This window comes from Brachybacterium sp. GU-2, from assembly GCF_030866705.2.
Lineage (GTDB): Bacteria > Actinomycetota > Actinomycetes > Actinomycetales > Dermabacteraceae > Brachybacterium > Brachybacterium conglomeratum.
Map to the genome: position 1 here is coordinate 2,805,624 of NZ_CP133037.2, position 15,362 is coordinate 2,820,985.

12 protein-coding genes are annotated in these 15,362 nt (G+C 74.7%); 2 read left to right on the forward strand and 10 right to left on the reverse strand.

Features of this window, described 5'->3' with window-relative positions; all coding sequences use genetic code 11:
* The 3 genes from hemQ to hemE are packed head-to-tail and all read right to left on the reverse strand — an operon-like array spanning position 1 to position 3,268.
* Positions 1 to 726: a hydrogen peroxide-dependent heme synthase gene (hemQ, locus tag RBL05_RS12720; RefSeq protein WP_308739149.1), complete on the reverse strand. Its 726-nt coding sequence runs from the start codon at positions 724 to 726 to the stop codon at positions 1 to 3.
* A complete protein-coding gene (gene hemG, locus RBL05_RS12725) occupies positions 723 to 2,213 on the reverse strand; it encodes a protoporphyrinogen oxidase (RefSeq protein WP_308739148.1) in 1,491 nt (496 codons plus the stop codon). Before hemG ends, hemQ begins: the two co-directional genes overlap by 4 nt.
* Entirely contained in the window at positions 2,210 to 3,268 is a 1,059-nt protein-coding gene (gene hemE / locus RBL05_RS12730; protein WP_308739147.1) for a uroporphyrinogen decarboxylase, read from the reverse strand. The genes hemG and hemE overlap by 4 nt, the downstream gene beginning before the upstream one ends.
* A 300-nt stretch (positions 3,269 to 3,568) precedes the next feature.
* Between hemE and RBL05_RS12735 the strand changes: the two genes are divergently transcribed.
* Positions 3,569 to 5,044, forward strand: a complete 1,476-nt coding sequence (locus RBL05_RS12735) for a glutamyl-tRNA reductase (RefSeq protein WP_308739146.1) — start codon at positions 3,569 to 3,571, stop codon at positions 5,042 to 5,044.
* Positions 5,045 to 5,075: 31 nt separating this feature from the next.
* Here the strand turns inward: RBL05_RS12735 and RBL05_RS12740 are convergent, their stop codons facing one another.
* Positions 5,076 to 5,480, reverse strand: a complete 405-nt coding sequence (locus RBL05_RS12740) for a hypothetical protein (RefSeq protein WP_308739145.1) — start codon at positions 5,478 to 5,480, stop codon at positions 5,076 to 5,078.
* A gap of 112 nt (positions 5,481 to 5,592) precedes the next feature.
* On the opposite strand from RBL05_RS12740, the gene RBL05_RS12745 reads away from it, so the two are divergent.
* Positions 5,593 to 5,877 carry a hypothetical protein gene (locus tag RBL05_RS12745; protein ID WP_318603677.1) on the forward strand — a complete coding sequence of 95 codons (285 nt, stop codon included), beginning with the start codon at positions 5,593 to 5,595 and terminating at the stop codon, positions 5,875 to 5,877.
* 15 nt (positions 5,878 to 5,892) lie between these two features.
* Here RBL05_RS12745 and RBL05_RS12750 read toward each other — a convergent pair whose 3' ends face one another.
* The 6 genes from RBL05_RS12750 to RBL05_RS12775 all read right to left on the reverse strand — a co-directional run bounded on the left by RBL05_RS12750 (position 5,893) and on the right by RBL05_RS12775 (position 15,246).
* Positions 5,893 to 6,078, reverse strand: a complete 186-nt coding sequence (locus RBL05_RS12750) for a hypothetical protein (RefSeq protein ID WP_308739143.1) — start codon at positions 6,076 to 6,078, stop codon at positions 5,893 to 5,895.
* Positions 6,079 to 6,153: 75 nt separating this feature from the next.
* Complete coding sequence (locus RBL05_RS12755) at positions 6,154 to 7,470, reverse strand: M18 family aminopeptidase (RefSeq protein ID WP_308739142.1); 1,317 nt, start codon at positions 7,468 to 7,470, stop codon at positions 6,154 to 6,156.
* Positions 7,471 to 7,606: 136 nt separating this feature from the next.
* Complete coding sequence (locus tag RBL05_RS12760) at positions 7,607 to 10,015, reverse strand: acyltransferase family protein (protein WP_308739141.1); 2,409 nt, start codon at positions 10,013 to 10,015, stop codon at positions 7,607 to 7,609.
* 12 nt (positions 10,016 to 10,027) lie between these two features.
* On the reverse strand, positions 10,028 to 11,344 hold the full coding sequence (locus RBL05_RS12765) for a UDP-glucose dehydrogenase family protein (protein ID WP_308739140.1): 1,317 nt from the start codon (positions 11,342 to 11,344) through the stop codon (positions 10,028 to 10,030).
* 61 nt (positions 11,345 to 11,405) lie between these two features.
* Positions 11,406 to 13,304, reverse strand: coding sequence for a hypothetical protein (locus RBL05_RS12770; protein WP_308739139.1), 1,899 nt, complete (start codon positions 13,302 to 13,304; stop codon positions 11,406 to 11,408).
* Between the two features lie 76 nt (positions 13,305 to 13,380).
* Positions 13,381 to 15,246, reverse strand: a complete 1,866-nt coding sequence (locus tag RBL05_RS12775; RefSeq protein ID WP_308739138.1) for a hypothetical protein — start codon at positions 15,244 to 15,246, stop codon at positions 13,381 to 13,383.
* Positions 15,247 to 15,362: the final 116 nt, after the last annotated feature.

The window sequence follows — 15,362 nt, forward strand, 5'->3', positions numbered from 1 at the left end:
TCAGGCCAGGAGTGCGGCGACGTCCTCGAGGTCCTCGAGGCGGCGGCCGGTGTGGAAGGGGAGCTCGTCGCGCACGTGCAGGCGCGCGTCGGAGTAGCGCAGGTGGCGCATCATGTCGACGAGGTCGTGCAGATCATCGGCCTCGAAGGAGAGCAGCCACTCGTAGTCGCCGAGTGCGAAGGCGGCGACGGTGTTGGCGTTGACCTGCGGGTAGTCGCGGCCCAGCAGGCCGTGCTCGCGCAGCATGCGATTGCGCTCCTCGTCGGGCAGCAGGTACCACTCGTAGCTGCGCACGAAGGGGTACACGGTGATCCACTGCTTCCGCTCGAAGCTCGGGACCATGAACGAGGGGACGTGGCCCTTGGCGAACTCGGCCATGCGGTGCACGCCGACCGACGCCCACTCGCGGTGCAGCCAGGTGCCGACCAGGGAGCGCTCGAACTCGCGCAGGCCGCGCTGCAGCGCCTCGGGGTCCTCGGCGGCGAGCCACAGCATCAGGTCGTCCTCGGCGCGGAAGCCGGAGACGTCGTAGAAGCCGAGGATCTCGACTCCTCCATCGCTGGCAGACTCGATCAGCGGGATCGTCTGGGCAAGCGCCTCGGCGACCTGGGCGGCGGTGAGCTCGCCGTCCTCGGTCAGGCCCGAGAGGCGGCGGAACACGGTGTAGCTCGTGTACCGGGTGGTCTGCGCGATCTCCTCGGGGGTCGAGGCGGCGGCGTCGTTCATCGTGGGGTTCCTTCCGTGGGAGCGGTGGGAGAGATCGGGGTGGTCTGCGGGGCCTGCGCAGCGGCGGCGAGGGCGTCGTCGGCGCGGACGATCGCGTCGAGGCCGGTGCCGGCCCGCCAGGAGCCGACGAGCTCGAGGTCGTCCCGCGCCTCGAGCAGACTCGCGAGCGCGTCGAGGGCGGCGCGGTGGCCGGGCCGGGGCCGGCGCATCGCCCGGTCCCAGTCGATCACGGCCCAGTCCGCGAGCCGGGAGCGGGTGAGCGGGGTGCCGAGGATCGCGGAGGCGTCGGCGAGGGCGAGGTCGACGATCTCCTCCCGCCCCGGCAGCTGTTCGCCGGGACGGCCGTAGGAGAGGCGCACCAGGTGCGGGGAGGCGGCCGACGGGAGGGCTTCGCGCAGCGCGCGCTCGACGTGCTCCCACTTGGCGCTCGCATGGGTGAGGGCCTTCGCGCGGATACCCGGGGTGCCCGGCGCGACCAGCGCCCCGGTCCCCGAGGGATGGGAGTCCAGGGCGGGGGCGTCCAGCACCAGGGCGACCAGCCGCACCGCGGCCGACGGCGTCTCCGGGATCGCCTCGGCGATCTCCGGCGCGGCCACGGCGAGCAGGGCGCGGGCGGTGTCAGGAGGACAGGCCAGCACGAGGCGGTCGGCCTCGAGCTGCTCACCGCGGGCGGTGCGGACCCGCCACGGCTCGCCCTCGCGGTCCAGGCCCGTGACCTCCACGCCGGTGCGCACGATCCCGCCTGCGGCGAGCAGCTCCTCGCTCAGCGCCGCGGGAAGGGCCGCCATGGTCGGGGCGAGGGCGTGCACACGGGTCCCGGCGCTCGCGCCGGTCGTGCGGCCGGCGCCGCCCCGTCGTCCCCCGCCGCGCAGGCGGCGCACGGTCCGCACCAGCGAGCCGTGCTCGAAGAGGCCCGTCGCGAGCTGCGGGGAGGCGGCGGCGAGCTCGAGCTCGGCCGGATCGGCGGAGTGCACCCCGCCGACGATCGGGGCGACGAGCCGCTCGAGCGCCCGTCGGCCCATCCGGCGTCCCACCGTCTCGGCGACGGTCGCCCCGGGCCGTGCGCCGACGCGGGCGGGCAGCAGGGGTTCGAGCGCCGCGCGCAGCGCCCCCGGCCAGCCGAGCACCGCGCGGACGTCGGCGGCGAGCGGTCGGCCGGGCACCCCGAGCAGGGCGCCGGCCGGAGCGCGGTGCACCCCGGCGGCGGAGACGATCCGGCTGCCGAGCCCCTCGCGCGGGGCGACGACCCGGTCCGCGAGCCCGAGCTGAGCGACCAGCGCGTCGACCGCGCCGGAGGCGGTCGAGTACGCCTCCGCGCCCGCGTTCAGGGCGAGGTCGCCGGCGCCCGGGAGGGCGAGCTCCGCGACCGCGCCGCCGAGGCGGTCCTCGGCCTCGAGCAGCACCACGCGGTGTCCCGCGCGCTGGTGGCGTCGGGCGGCGAGCAGCCCCGCGAGGCCGCCGCCGACGACGAGGATCCGGGCGCTCATGCCTCGGGCGCCTCCGCGGCGCGCGCGACGCGCTGGGAGTGGAGGAAGGCGACCAGATCGGTGAGGACCTGCGGGTCGGTGTCCGGCGGGACGCCGTGGCCGAGGTTCACCACGTGCCCGGCCGCCGCGGCACCCGCCTCGAGCACGCCGCGCGCCTCCGCGAAGCGCGCCTCCTCCGAGGTGAACAGGACCGCGGGGTCGATGTTGCCCTGCACCGGGGTGCCGGCGGGGAGGACCTCCAGCGCCCGGTCCAGGCGCAGGCGGTGGTCCACGCCCATCGCGGTCGCGCCGGCCCCGAGCATCGGCAGCAGCAGGTGCGCGGCCCCGACGCCGAAGTGGATCCGCGGCACGGGGAGGTCCGCGACGTGGGCGAGCGCGGCCGCGGAATGGGCTTGGACGTGCTCGAGGTACTGCTCCTGCCCGAGCGCTCCCACCCAGGAGTCGAACAGCTGCACCGCGGAGGCGCCCGCGAGGACCTGGGCCCGCAGGAAGCGGCCCGACAGCTCCGCGACCCAGGTCGCCAGGCGCTCCCACAGGTCCGGGCGCGAGCGCATCAGCGCGCGGGTGCGCAGGTGGTCACGGCTGGGACCGCCCTCGACCATGTAGCTCGCGACGGTGAAGGGGGCGCCGGCGAAGCCGATCAGGGGCGTGGTGCCGAGCTCCGCCACGGTCAGGCGCACCGCCTCGCGGATCGGGGCGAGCGCCTCCTCGTAGTCGTCGCCGAGCGGAGGCAGCGCCTCGATGTCGGCCTCGGTGCGCACGGGATGGTCGAAGACCGGGCCGACGCCCGAGCGGATCTCGACGCCGAGCCCGGCGAGGCGGGCGGGGACGACGATGTCCGAGAAGAAGATCCCGGCGTCCACGCCGTGGCGGCGCACGGGCTGGAGCGTGATCTCCGCGGCCATGTCGGGGCGGACGCAGGAGTCGAGCATCGTGGTGCCCTCCCGCAGCGCCCGGTACTCGGGCAGCGAGCGCCCGGCCTGACGCATGAACCACACGCTCGGTGTGTCACTCCTCACGCCGCGCAGCTCCTGCAGCAGTGAGGCGTCGGCCACGCCGCCGTCGACGGCGCAGCGGCGCGCGGGATGCTCCTCGGGGAGTGATCCGGGGCCCGTGAGGGGGTGCGCGGAAGAGGTCTCGGCAAGGGGTGCGGCAGCGGTGACGAGCCCGGGGCCTGCGGCGTTCCCACATGCTGACAGGTGTCGCGATCGATCTGACGCACCGTCGGCAAAAAGGGGCTCTGACATGGGGTTCTGGTTCATGACGCCCCCATTGTGCACACGTTCGCGCGCGGCGTCGCCAGACAGGTCCTCCGGGGGGTGGAGCGACGGGCGGACGTGCCTAGACTGAGGATCATGCTCGCTGCTCTCCGTGCCTCCCACGAGCATCTCGACCTCGAGATGCTCGACGCCCTGACCCGGGGTGCGGAGTCCCTTCCCGAGGCGCTCGAGGAGCTGCAGGCCGAGCGCGCCGAGGCCGTCGGCGCCCCGCCCGTCGTCTCCGGAGCGGTGGTGCTCAGCACCTGCAACCGGCTCGAGGTCTACCTCGACACCGAGCGCTTCCACGAGGGCGTCGAGCTCGTGATCGACGCGGTCTCCCGCACCAGCGGCCTGGACCGCGAGGTGGTCTCCCTCTGCTTCGACGCCGCGATGGACGCCCCCGTCCCGCAGCACCTGTTCGAGGTCACCTCGGGGCTGCGGTCGATCGTGATGGGCGAGGCCGAGATCTCCCACCAGGTGAAGCAGGCCTACGAGGCCGCGCGCCGCGCCGGTCGCACCACCTCGATGCTCCACGACCTCTTCCAGCACGGCTTCCGCTGCGCCAAGAGCGTCGCCACCCAGGCCCCCGTCGGCGCCGCGGGTCGCTCCGGCGCCTCCGTCGCGCTGGACCGCGCCGGGATGCAGCTCGGCGGCTTCGAGAGCCGCAGCGTGCTGATCGTCGGCACCGGCGCCTACGCCCGGCTGGGGCTGTCGGAGCTGGCCCGCCGCGGCGTCTCCCGGATGCAGGTCTTCTCGCCGTCCGGGCGGGCGGCGGGCTTCGCCGAGCGCCACGGCGCGGAGGCCGTCGAGGCCGAGGGTCTCGAGCGGGCGCTGCGCGAGGCCGACCTGGTGCTGGCCGCCTCCGGCCGCGGCACCTCGCTGTTCCCCGAGCTGTTCCTGAACGCGGGCCGCACCGTCGTGCTCGACCTCGCGCTGCACTCCGACCTCCACCCCCTCGTGCGCCACCTCAAGGGCATCACCGTGCTGGGGCTGGAGGACCTGCGCCGGGAGGACCCGGACGGCGAGGACCCGGCGCTGGTGACCGCCCGCGGCATCATCGCCGAGAACGTCGAGGCCTTCCGCCAGCAGCAGGAGGTGCGCCGCATCGACCCGGCGATGGCCGCCCTGCGCCGCGAGGTGTTCGACGCGGCCGACGGGGAGATCGACCGCCTGCGCCGCGACGTCTCCGGGGAGACCGCCGACCAGCTCGAGCGCTCGGTGCGCCGCATCCTCGCCAGGGTCATGCACCAGCCTGCCGAGCGGGCCCGGCACCTGGCCGAGACCGGTTTCGCCGACGAGTACGTCTCCGCCTTCCACACGATCTTCGGGATCGACATCTCCGCCGCGCAGGGTGCCGAGGACTCGCCGGTGCCGGCCGCGCCCGGAGCGGTCGAGCCCGTGCCGGCCGGCTGGATGCGCGTGGACCGCACGGTCCCGCCCGGCCCCGCCGACCTCGCGGGCCTGGCGGGGGCGGCCGCCCTCGCCGTCGGCGGCCGGCCCACCGGCGCGGAGCTCGCCCGGCGGACCCTGCGCGGCGGGGGCTGCCCGGCCGGGCACGACGCCGAGGGCTGAGCCTCTCGGGACCTGGACCGGTGCGCGTCGTTCAGCCCCGGGAGCGCCTCCACCAGCGGCGACGGCGCGCAGGCTCCTCCTGCGGCGGCGCGGACTCCGCGGACGGCTCCAGCTCCTGCGCCGGCTCGGGCTGCTCGAGCTCCTCGGGGTCGATCCGCAGGCCGTCCTCGTCCACCCACACGTCGGTCCAGCCGACGTCGGACTCGTCCCGGGGCACGAAGGGGCGACGGCCCGGCAGGAGCTCCTCGACCTCGGCCGCCGCCGGCTCCTGCGGGACGCGGACCTCCTCGCCGCGGTGCGGCACCGGGCAGGTCCAGAAGAACGGGCACCCCGGACAGCCGGCGGTCTCCTCGTCGGGAGCCGCCTCGCGCTGCATCGCGACGGTGTCGATCTGCTGCAGCATGCGCAGACGCGAGTCGTAGGGGTTGATCTCCATCTCGTGGTCAGCCTACTGCCGCTCGGGGCGGTCGCCCGCCGGGCCCGGCCCCGGGGCGGTCGCCCGTAGGATCGGGGCCGAGGTCCCGCCCCACCGCACGAGGAGATCCCTGATGAGCACCCCGGCCGAGCGCGTCCACGACGCCACCCGTCGCCTCCTGACCCTGCTCGAGGAGGGCGAATCGACGACGCCCGAGGCGATCGCGCTGCGCGCCGAGCTCGCGGAGGCCACGGCCGAGGCGGGTCAGCTCGAGGACGCCTACTACCAGGCCGACGAGCTGCTCAAGGACGCGCGCCGCGAGCACGGCGAGGAGCACGAGGCGACCGTCCGGGCCCGCGCCGCGGTCGAGACGGTCGAGGCGATCGCGCAGCGCGCGGGGAGCGCCCCGCAGGGCTGAGCGCCCGGGGCAGGCTCACCAGGGGGAGCCCGCCTCCGTGAGCTGCCGGTCCGCCTCCCCGCCGGCCGACTCCCTGCAGGTCGCCGTCGCGTGGTCCTGGTCGAACATGACGTGGACGTTCCCGATCAGCGGCGGGCACCCCTTCGCGGGGCAGACCGCCGGGAGCAGGTCGAGCCCGATCAGCAGGGCGAGGGTGGCCACCGCCCAGGAGCGCTGCGGGGCGGCGTCCGCCCAGCGCCAGCGCGGGGACCACGGGCGGGGGAGCGGGGCGGCGGCTCAGCCGCGCAGGAACGCCGCGCAGGCCTGCTGCAGCAGCAGCGGGTCCGCGGTCGCGCACATCTCGCGGGCGGAGTGCATCGACAGCAGCGTGATGCCCACGTCGATGGTCGTCATGCCCAGGCGCGTGGCGGTGATCGGACCGATCGTGGAGCCGCAGGGCATGGCGTTGTGCGAGACGAAGTGCTGGTGCGGCACGCCGGCCCGCTCGCAGGCGGCGACGAAGGCGGCGATGCCGACGGCGTCGGTCGCGTACCGCTGCTGCGCGTTGATCTTCAGCATCGGGCCCTCGCCCAGCCGGGGTCGGTTCACGGGGTCGTGGCGCTCGGGATAGTTCGGGTGGGCGGCGTGGCCGGCGTCCGCGGAGAGGACGAGCGAGGAGGCGAGGACCTGCCGGCGGCTCGCCTCGTCGCCGCCGAGCGCGGCGTGGACGCGCACCAGCACGTCCTCGAGGAAGGGGCCGGCGGCGCCGGAGCGGGTCGCGGAGCCGACCTCCTCGTGGTCGTTGGCGACCATCAGCGCGATCGGGGCGGGCCCGTCGGCCCTGCCGGGGCGCTCACCGGCGGCGACGGCGAGCAGCGCCTCGACCTCGGCGTGCACGGAGGTGAGGTTGTCCAGCCGGCCGGAGGCGAGGAACTCCTCGTCGGCGCCGAAGAGCGCCGGGGCCTGCGCGTCCACCGTCACCACGTCGAGGCCGACCACGTCGGCGCGGCGCACCCCGGCGTGGTGGGCGAGGATCTCCAGCACGTCCACGCCCTCGAAGCCGAGGATCGGCTGCATGTGCCGCTGCGGGTCCAGGGTCAGGCCGTCCTTGTTCACCGCGCGGTCCAGGTGCACTGCGAGCTGCGGGACGCGCAGCAGGCCGGGGGTGTCCACGAGCACGGTCGTGCCGTCGGCCAGTGCGAGCCGGCCCGCGAGGCGCAGCTCCCGGTCCAGCCAGGAGTTCAGCAGCGGGCCGCCGTAGATCTCGACGCCCACCTGGGCGAGGCCCTCCGCGCCGAGGCGGGGATCGGGCTTGACCTTCAGGCCGGGGGAGTCGGTGTGGGAGCCGACGATGCGGAAGGTGCTCGCCGCGTCCGCGCCCGCGGGGGCGGTCCAGGCGATCAGCGAGCCGTCGCGCAGCACGTAGCGGTCGCCCGCGACGTCCTCGGCCGACCAGGGCGCGGTCTCGACCAGCTCGGTGAAGCCGGCCTCCGCGAGGCGCCGGGCCGCCTCGCGGGCGGCGTGGAAGCTCGAGGGGGAGGCGGTGACGAAGGCGCCGAGGTCGAGGGCGGCGGCACGGGCGCGGGGCGAGGGGGAGGCGGCGGAGAACGACATCACCCCGTCATTGAACCATCCGGCGCGGGCGGCCGACGGGGAGGGCCGGCGGCCGACGGGGAGGGCGGGCGGCCGACGGGGCGCGCGGGCGGCCATCGGGCCGGGCAGGCCGCTTGACGGGCCGGGCGCCGGGGCCTCAGCCGGCCTCGCGGATGCTGCCGGGGCCGTCCGGGCCCTCGAGCGCCTCCGTCATCGCCGGGGTGATGACCTGCTGGACGAAGCGCTTGGTGAGGTGGTCGTCGTCGAGGTACACGTAGCTGTCGCCGAGGATGGGGGAGCAGCGGCCGTCGGGACAGATCAGCGGGCTGAAGTCGAGCGAGGTCAGGGTGCCTCCGCCCTCCCCGGCGACGAGCCCGGCCGCGGGGCTCTCGGGCGCGAGCTTCTCCGCGGCGTCCGCGCCGCAGGCCGCATCGGCCTCCTCGGGCGTGCCGCCCTCGCTGATCACGGCCTCCGCGCAGGAGTACGCGTTCTCCTCCCAGCGCGGGTTGTCGCGGACGCTGATCACGTCGATGCCGCGGGCGGTGAGGATCTCGACCGCATTGCCCATGCCCTCGGGCATCGTCTCCTCGGGGCCCTCGGGGGAGGTGCGGGTCGAGGTGGTCAGCACCACGTCCGGCTGGACGGCGTCGAGGTACTCCAGCGCGTACTCGTCGTAGCCGTCGCAGTACTCGCCGCGCACGGAGCCGGGCGCGAAGTCGCAGCCGTCCATGTGCAGGTTCACGATCTGCAGGTCGTGCTCCTCCGCCCAGGGCAGCAGCGCGGGGACGTACTGGCGGGCGTGGGAGCTGCCGAGCACCACCACTACCCCGGCGGGCTCCGCATCGGCGGGCAGGAGCTGGTCGCAGGGGACGTGGCGGAACTCGGTGGCCGGCTCCCACGGCCCGGAGCAGTCCTCCGGCAGCGCCGGCCACTGGGCGTTCAGCTCCCAGCCGCGGGGGAGCACCTCCGGCGGCGTCTCGGAGGGGACCTCGTCGGTGGGCATGGCCGGGGAGGCTGTCGCGGCGGGGTCCGGCTCGACCTCGCGGGTCAGCGAGCGGGACCAGGCCCCGGCGGTCCCGGCCACCAGGGCGACGCTCAGCGCGATCGCGGTCAGGGACCGCCAGGGCCGTGCCTCCAGCCACGCCGAGCGGCGGATCGGCGCGTCCACCAAGCGGGTCAGCGCCCAGGCCAGCAGCACCGAGGCGGTGAGCACCGCGAGGCCGTCCAGCAGCCCCGCCCGCTCCTGCCCGCTGTGATGCAGCCACATCACCAGCAGCGGCCAGTGCACCAGGTAGAGGGCGTAGGAGATATCGCCGACGAAAGCGGCCGGGCGCGTGGACAGCAGTGCGTCCGCGCCCCAGCGCCGGCCCGAGTGCCCCGCGACCACGACCGCGCCCGCCGCCGCCAGCGGCCACAGCGCGATCCAGCCCGGGAAGAGGGAGGAGACGTCCACCAGCACCCCGACGGCGAGGAGGGAGGCGATCCCCGCCCAGCCCAGCAGCGCCCTCGCCGTGGCGAAGCGGGGGCGCTGGGCGTCCTCCGGGCGCTGAGCGCCGCTGATCCGGTCCAGCAGCGGCAGGGTGAGCGCCAGCAGCGAGCCGGCCGCGAACTCCCACATCCGCGCGGCCGTGTCGAAGTACGCGATCTGCTGCTGGGACTGGGTGGAGAGGATCGACCAGACGAGCGAGGCCGCGCCGATCACGGAGACGATCGCGATCAGCGGCAGGCGCACCGACCTGCCGGCCCGGGCCCGGCGCCGCACCAGCAGGAACAGCAGCGGCCAGACCACGAAGGCCTGGCCCTGGACGCTCAGGGACCAGAAGTGCTGCAGCGGGGACGCGGCGCCGGCGTCCTGGTTCTGGTAGTCGACCTGCAGCACCGCCAGCAGCAGGTTCTGCAGGTAGATCGCCGAGGCGACCGCCTGCTCCATCACCGGGACCCACTGCGAGGGCGGCAGCAGCACGGCGGTGCCCGCGAGCACGAGCAGGATCGTCACCGCCGCGGGCGGCAGCAGGCGCTTGAAGGTGTGCAGCCAGTAGTGCGGGATCCGCAGGGGACGGCCGCTCTCGAGCCGGCGCACGAAGGTGCCGGTGAGGAAGAAGGCGGAGAGGAACAGGAAGACGTCCACGCCGCCGGAGACCCGCCCGAGCCAGACGTGGTAGACCGCGACCAGGCCCAGCGCCACCGCCCGCAGGCCGTGCAGCTCGGCGCGGAAGGCGGGGCGCTGCCGGCGGCCGTCGCTCCGGGCCGGCTGCGCGGGCGCGCTCCCGTCGGTCCCCGGGGCCTCGTCGGCCGGTCCGGGCCGGCCGTAGCGGCCGGCGGCGGTCGCCCCCGAGACGGACTCACCGGTGGACCAGGCGTCCTCCGCCTCCTGCTCGGCGTACTCCTCCACCGGTCCCTGCAGCCAGTCCTCCAGGGTGGTGCTGCGCGCGGGCGCCGGCTCGGCGAGCCAGTCCTCGAGCCGGGTGCGGGGACGCGAGGAGCGGCCGACGGGCTCTCCGACCGGGTCCTGGACCCAGTCGGAGAGCTCGTCGGCCGGGGTCCGTCCCTGCTCGGAGTCGCGCACCCGGGGAGGACGTCAGGGACGACCCATGGAGCGGTAGCTCCAGCCGGCCTCGCGCCAGGCGGCCGGGTCCAGGACGTTGCGGCCGTCGATCATGACGGGCGCGGCCACGACCTCCCGCAGCCGCACCGGGTCCAGCTCCTTGAACTGCGTCCACTCCGTCAGCAGCAGCACGATGTCCGCGCCGGCGGCGGCCTCGTAGGCGTCGGCCGCGATGGCGAGGTTCGGGCGCTCGGCGTGGACGCGGGCGTTCGCCGCCGGGTCCGTGACCACGACATCGGCGCCGCGGCCGGAGATCTTCGAGGCGATGTACAGGGCGGGGGACTGGCGGGTGTCGTCGGAGTCCGGCTTGAACGCCGCGCCGAGCACGGCCACGCGCTTGCCGGTGAAGCTGCCGCCGAGCTCCTTGCGTGCCATGTTCACCACGTGGTCGCGGCGGCGGTTGTTGACGTGGTCCACCTCGCGCAGGAAGCCGAGCGCCTCGGTGACGCCGAGCTCGCCGGCGCGGGCCATGAAGGCGCGGATGTCCTTGGGCAGGCAGCCGCCGCCGAAGCCGATCCCGGCACGGAGGAACTTCGGGCCGATGCGGTCGTCCAGGCCGATCGCCTCGGCGACGACGGAGACGTCCGCCCCGGTGGCCTCGCAGATCTCCGCCACGGCGTTGATGAAGGAGATCTTCGTGGCCAGGAACGAGTTCGCGGAGACCTTCACGAGCTCCGCGGTGGCGTAGTTGCCCGCCACCAGCGGGGTGCCGTTCTCCAGCATCGTGCCGTACATCTCGTCGAGCACCGCGCGGGCACGGGCGGACTCGGCGGGATCCTCGGGCAGGCCGTAGACGATGCGGTCCGGGCGCAGGGTGTCCTCCACGGCGAAGCCCTCGCGCAGGAACTCCGGGTTCCAGGCCAGCGCGTTCTCGCGGCCGGCGGCGCGCAGGCGCTCACGCAGCGAGGCGGCGGTGCCCACCGGGACGGTGGAGCGCCCCAGCACCACGGCGTCCTCGGCGAGATAGGGGATCAGGGCATCGACCGCGGCGTGGACGTAGGTGAGATCGGCGCCGGCGGCGTCGATCAGCTGCGGGGTGCCTACACAGATCACATGGGCGGTGTAGTCGGCGGCGAGGGAGTAGTCGGTGGAGAAGCGGAGGCGGCCGGCCTCGAGGGCGTCCTGGAGCACCTTCTCGAAGCCGGGCTCGTGGAACGGGGCGATGCCCCGGTTGAGGTCGTCGACCTTCTTCTGATCGACGTCCAGGCCCAGGACCTCGTGCCCGATCGACGCCATCGACGCGGCGTAGACCGCGCCCAAATACCCACAACCGATGGTGCTGATTCTCATGAGGGGAGGATACAAGCCCCGTCCCGGGCCGCGGCCGGTGAGGGGCGGGGCACGGCCAGGATCACTCCGCGACCTCGAGCAGCCCCTGCCGCGCCAGCTCGTCCTGCACCGCGCCGGGCAGCACCCAGATGCGGTAGCCGTAGCTGGGGCGGCCCACCACGGCGCGCGCCCCCAGCTCCTCGGCCCGCTCCCAGTGCTCGCAGGACATCACCAGATCCGCGGTGAACTCCTCGTCCTTCTGCGTCTCCACCACGTGAGGGTTACGAGGCGACATCCACACCGCGATCGAGTTCAGCGCCACGGCCCGGTTCGGGCCGTGCTCCGGCGGGCAGCCGTAGTCGAAGTCCAGCGCCATCCGCTCCTGCCCGGTGGCCTGCTCCACGGACTCCACCGCCGCGATCATGTTCCGCGGCGGGTAACGGGTCTGATCCGGATCCGCCACCAGGGACGTGGCCAGTGCCGCGATCCCCACCAGCACCACCATCGCCCGCGGGCGGCGCACCGTCAGCGCCAGCACGCCCAGGGAGACCAGGACGGCGAGCGTGGCCCACAGCCAGAAGCTGTTCTGGTTCGCCAGGCTCGGCACCAGCGGCGTGGTGAAGGGCTCCTCCGGGAACAGTCCCGCCCACGCGAGCACCGAGGAGGCGTTCGCCGGGCCGTTCGTGGAGCCCCACACCGGCACGCTCGGCGCCACCCAGAACACCACCAGCGCGGCCCAGGGCACGAACAGGAGGGCGCTGAGGCCCACCAGGCGTGCCGAGGCCTGGCGCAGCAGGTACGCCAGCGCGATCACCGAGAGGATCGCGCCGATGTTGTCCAGGTAGCGGGAGTACACCCAGGCGTCGAAGCGGCGGCCTCCGTCGGGCGGCAGCAGCAGGTAGCCCCGGGTCCACCAGATGGTGCTCATGAGGAACGCCGACAGCGCCAGGCCGAGGTAGAAGGTGTGGATCCCCGGGCGCAGGCGGCGCAGCTCCTCCACCGTGGACAGGGCGACGATCAGCGCGCCCACCACGGTGAGCCCCAGGTACCCCAGGGCCTGCACCCACCCCTGGCTCAGCACCACCTTGGCGAACAGGTCCAGCGAGGCGCTCTCGAGCCCCTGGAGCAGCACGTCCTCCTTGCCGTAGCCGCGCAGCAGCACCGTCTCCGCGAGCGCCTCGGCGAGCGGGCCCACCACCCGCCAGACCAGCACCGCCCCCGCGGCGCCGGCCAGGCCGATCCGCCAGTTGCGCAGGCAGAAGCACAGGAACCAGATCGCGACCGTCCCCAGCAGCGCCAGCGCGCGGGAATGGATGAAGAACGCGCCGGTCGCCGCGGCCAGCAGCGCGGCGGCCCGGCCCCAGCTGGGCTTCTCCCACAGACGGTGCACGGCCAGGGCGGTGAGCGCGTAGAACAGCATCAGCGGCTGCTCGCTGAGCGCGTAGTCCGCCAGCAGGGAGCGGCCAGGGAACATCATCACCACCGCGGAGATCGCGATCCCTTGCGGCCAGGACACCCCGAAGCGGCGCGCGATCGCCGCCAGCGGCGCGATCGTGGCCAGCGCCAGCAGGTTCCCGATCCACACGGCGGCGGTGTACACGGCATACGCGTCGTCGGTGAACCACCACACCGGCGCGATCATCACCGCCCAGCCGGGGTAGTAGCCGGAGCCGGAGACCGGCGTGAGCCCGCGCTCGCCCGCGATCCAGCGCGCCGTCTGCATCGGGTGCCCCTCGTCCCAGGGGGTGCGCGGGGCGAGGGCGGTCTGGGCGATGTCCCAGTACAGCCAGGTGCACGCCAGCACGGCGGCGACAGCGATCAACCACCACAGGGCGTCCCCACGGGCCGTGCCGGCCACGGGCGGGACCGTGCGCGCCGCCGTCTCGTCGCGGCGATGGCGGGCGGTGCCGGGGACGCGGGGCACGGGGGCCGGGCTGCGCCGGGCGCCCCCGTGCGTGGGGACGAACTCGGGGGTGGTCACTCAGGAGCTCCTGCGACGATCGGTGGGGACGGGGTGGGCAGAGGGCCCTGCGGTGCGCTGGGGCCGGCGGGTGATCTCAACGGTCCAGCAGTCCCGCCTCCTCGAGCGCGGCCTGCTCCTCCCCGGGCAGCACCCACAGGGCATAGCCGTAGTAGCCGCTGTCGCTCACCCGCAGAGCCCCGAGCTCCGCCGCCTCCGGCCAGTCCTCGCAGGAGACCACGTACTCGGAGTCGAACGGGGTGCCCTGCGGCGGATCGGCGAGGTCCACGTCCCGCGGGGACAGCCAGAAGCCCAGCCAGTTCATCACCTGGTGGCGGGTCAGCCCCGGACTGCTGCAAGAGTAGTCCATGTCCACCTCCGCCTGCTCGCCGGTGACGGCCTCGACCCGCTCCACGGCCTGCTCGATCGCCACCGGGGCGTCCCGCCGCTGCGAGGGATCCGCCTGCAGCGAGAGGGTCACGGCGGTGGCGAGCAGCAGGGCGATCAGCACGCGCGGGGCACGGCGCAGCAGCAGGGCGGCCAGCAGCGCGGCCGCCCCGAACAGCGAGGCCCACACCCAGAACCTGTTCTCGTTGCCGGCGGTGGGCAGCTGGGGGAGCGGGAACGGCTCGGTGGGAAACATCGAGACCCAGCTCAGCAGCGCCGAGGAGTTGCCGGGGCCGTCGAGCGCGCCCCACAGGGCGACGTCCTTCGCGACCCACAGCACCACCGGCAGCGCCACCGCGGCGAAGAGTCCCAGTGCCGCGAGCAGCGGGCCGCGCCGCAGCCCTCGCACCAGCGCCACGAGCGCCACCAGCACCAGCAGGGTCGCGACGTGGTCCACGTATCGGGTGTAGATCCACACGTCCAGCCGCACGTAGCCGTCCCCGGCCCAGAGGAAGTCCGGCCGGGTCCACCACACGGCGCTCAGCAGCAGCGCGGACAGGCACGTGCCCAGCAGGAAAACCCCGGGACCGATCCGCCACCGCCGCAGCTCGCGCACCGCCCACGCCGTCACCACCACGGCGCCGATCGCGGCCAGCCCCGCGGTCCCCACCGCCTGCGCCCAGCTCTGGTTCAGCAGCACCCTGGCGAAGAGGCCCACGGAACCGTTCTCGAAGACCTGGCCCAGCAGGCCCTCCTTGCCGCCGCTGCCGCCCAGGAGGGTGGCGTCGAGCACATGGGCGGAGAACCGCCGCACTGCGAGGCTCGTCACGGCCAGCAGCGGCAGCCCCACCGCCGCCACCCGCCAGTGACGCACCGCCATCAGCGCCAGCCACACCCCGGCGGTGGCCACCAGGGCCAGCTCGCGGGAGTGCGTGAGGTAGCAGGCCGCCACGCAGAGCACGAACACCACCGTGCGCAGCACCGTGGGGCGCCGCCACAGCGCATGCATCGCCAGCACCGTCCAGGCCAGCACGAAGAGGATCACCTGCTCGCTGAGGGCGTAGTCCGCCAGCACCGTCCTGCCGGGGAGGCAGAGGGCCAGCGCGGAGACGGTGAGCGCCGGCGCGACGGGGAGGCCCATGCGGCGTGCAAGCAGGGTCAACGGGGCGATCGTGGCGACGGCCAGCACGTTCCCAATCAGCACCGCGAGCTGGTAGAGCCGCTCCGGATCATCGGTGAACCACCACAGCGGGGCGAGAATCAGCGCCCAGCCCGGGTAGTAGCCGCTGCCGGAGAGGGGCAGCACCTCGTGGTCGCCGGCGAGATAGCGGGCGGTCTCCAGGGGGTGGATCTCGTCCCACGGAGTGCGGGGCGCGATCGCCGAGCGGCTGATCTCCCAGTGCAGGTAGAGGCAGGCGCCCACCGCGACCGCCGCGGCCACCCACCACCACCAGGAGCGCAGCACCGTCACGGAGGTCCCGTCGGCGCGGCGGTGGGTGCCGGAGCCCGTGTGCGGATTCGCGCGCGAGGGGCGCAGGCCGCGGGGAGGGGCGGCTCCGGGAATGGCCTCGGACACGGCATTCCCTCCAGGAGGCGACAGGGGCGGCGGACTCGCGGCAGTCTATCCGCACGCCCTCCGGGCCCCGACCGGGGCGCGGGTACACTCGGCCCCGGTGCGCGGCGCCGGGTGGA

Bases quoted from the DNA above. Each gene is read 5' to 3' on its own strand.
- RBL05_RS12740 (WP_308739145.1), bottom strand. From the start codon at position 5,480: ATGGAGATCAACCCCTACGACTCGCGTCTGCGCATGCTGCAGCAGATC.
- hemG (WP_308739148.1), bottom strand. From the start codon at position 2,213: ATGAGCGCCCGGATCCTCGTCGTCGGCGGCGGCCTCGCGGGGCTGCTC.
- RBL05_RS12765 (WP_308739140.1), bottom strand. From the start codon at position 11,344: ATGAGAATCAGCACCATCGGTTGTGGGTATTTGGGCGCGGTCTACGCC.
- hemQ (WP_308739149.1), bottom strand. From the start codon at position 726: ATGAACGACGCCGCCGCCTCGACCCCCGAGGAGATCGCGCAGACCACC.
- RBL05_RS12755 (WP_308739142.1), bottom strand. From the start codon at position 7,470: ATGTCGTTCTCCGCCGCCTCCCCCTCGCCCCGCGCCCGTGCCGCCGCC.
- RBL05_RS12735 (WP_308739146.1), top strand. From the start codon at position 3,569: ATGCTCGCTGCTCTCCGTGCCTCCCACGAGCATCTCGACCTCGAGATG.
- RBL05_RS12745 (WP_318603677.1), top strand. From the start codon at position 5,593: ATGAGCACCCCGGCCGAGCGCGTCCACGACGCCACCCGTCGCCTCCTG.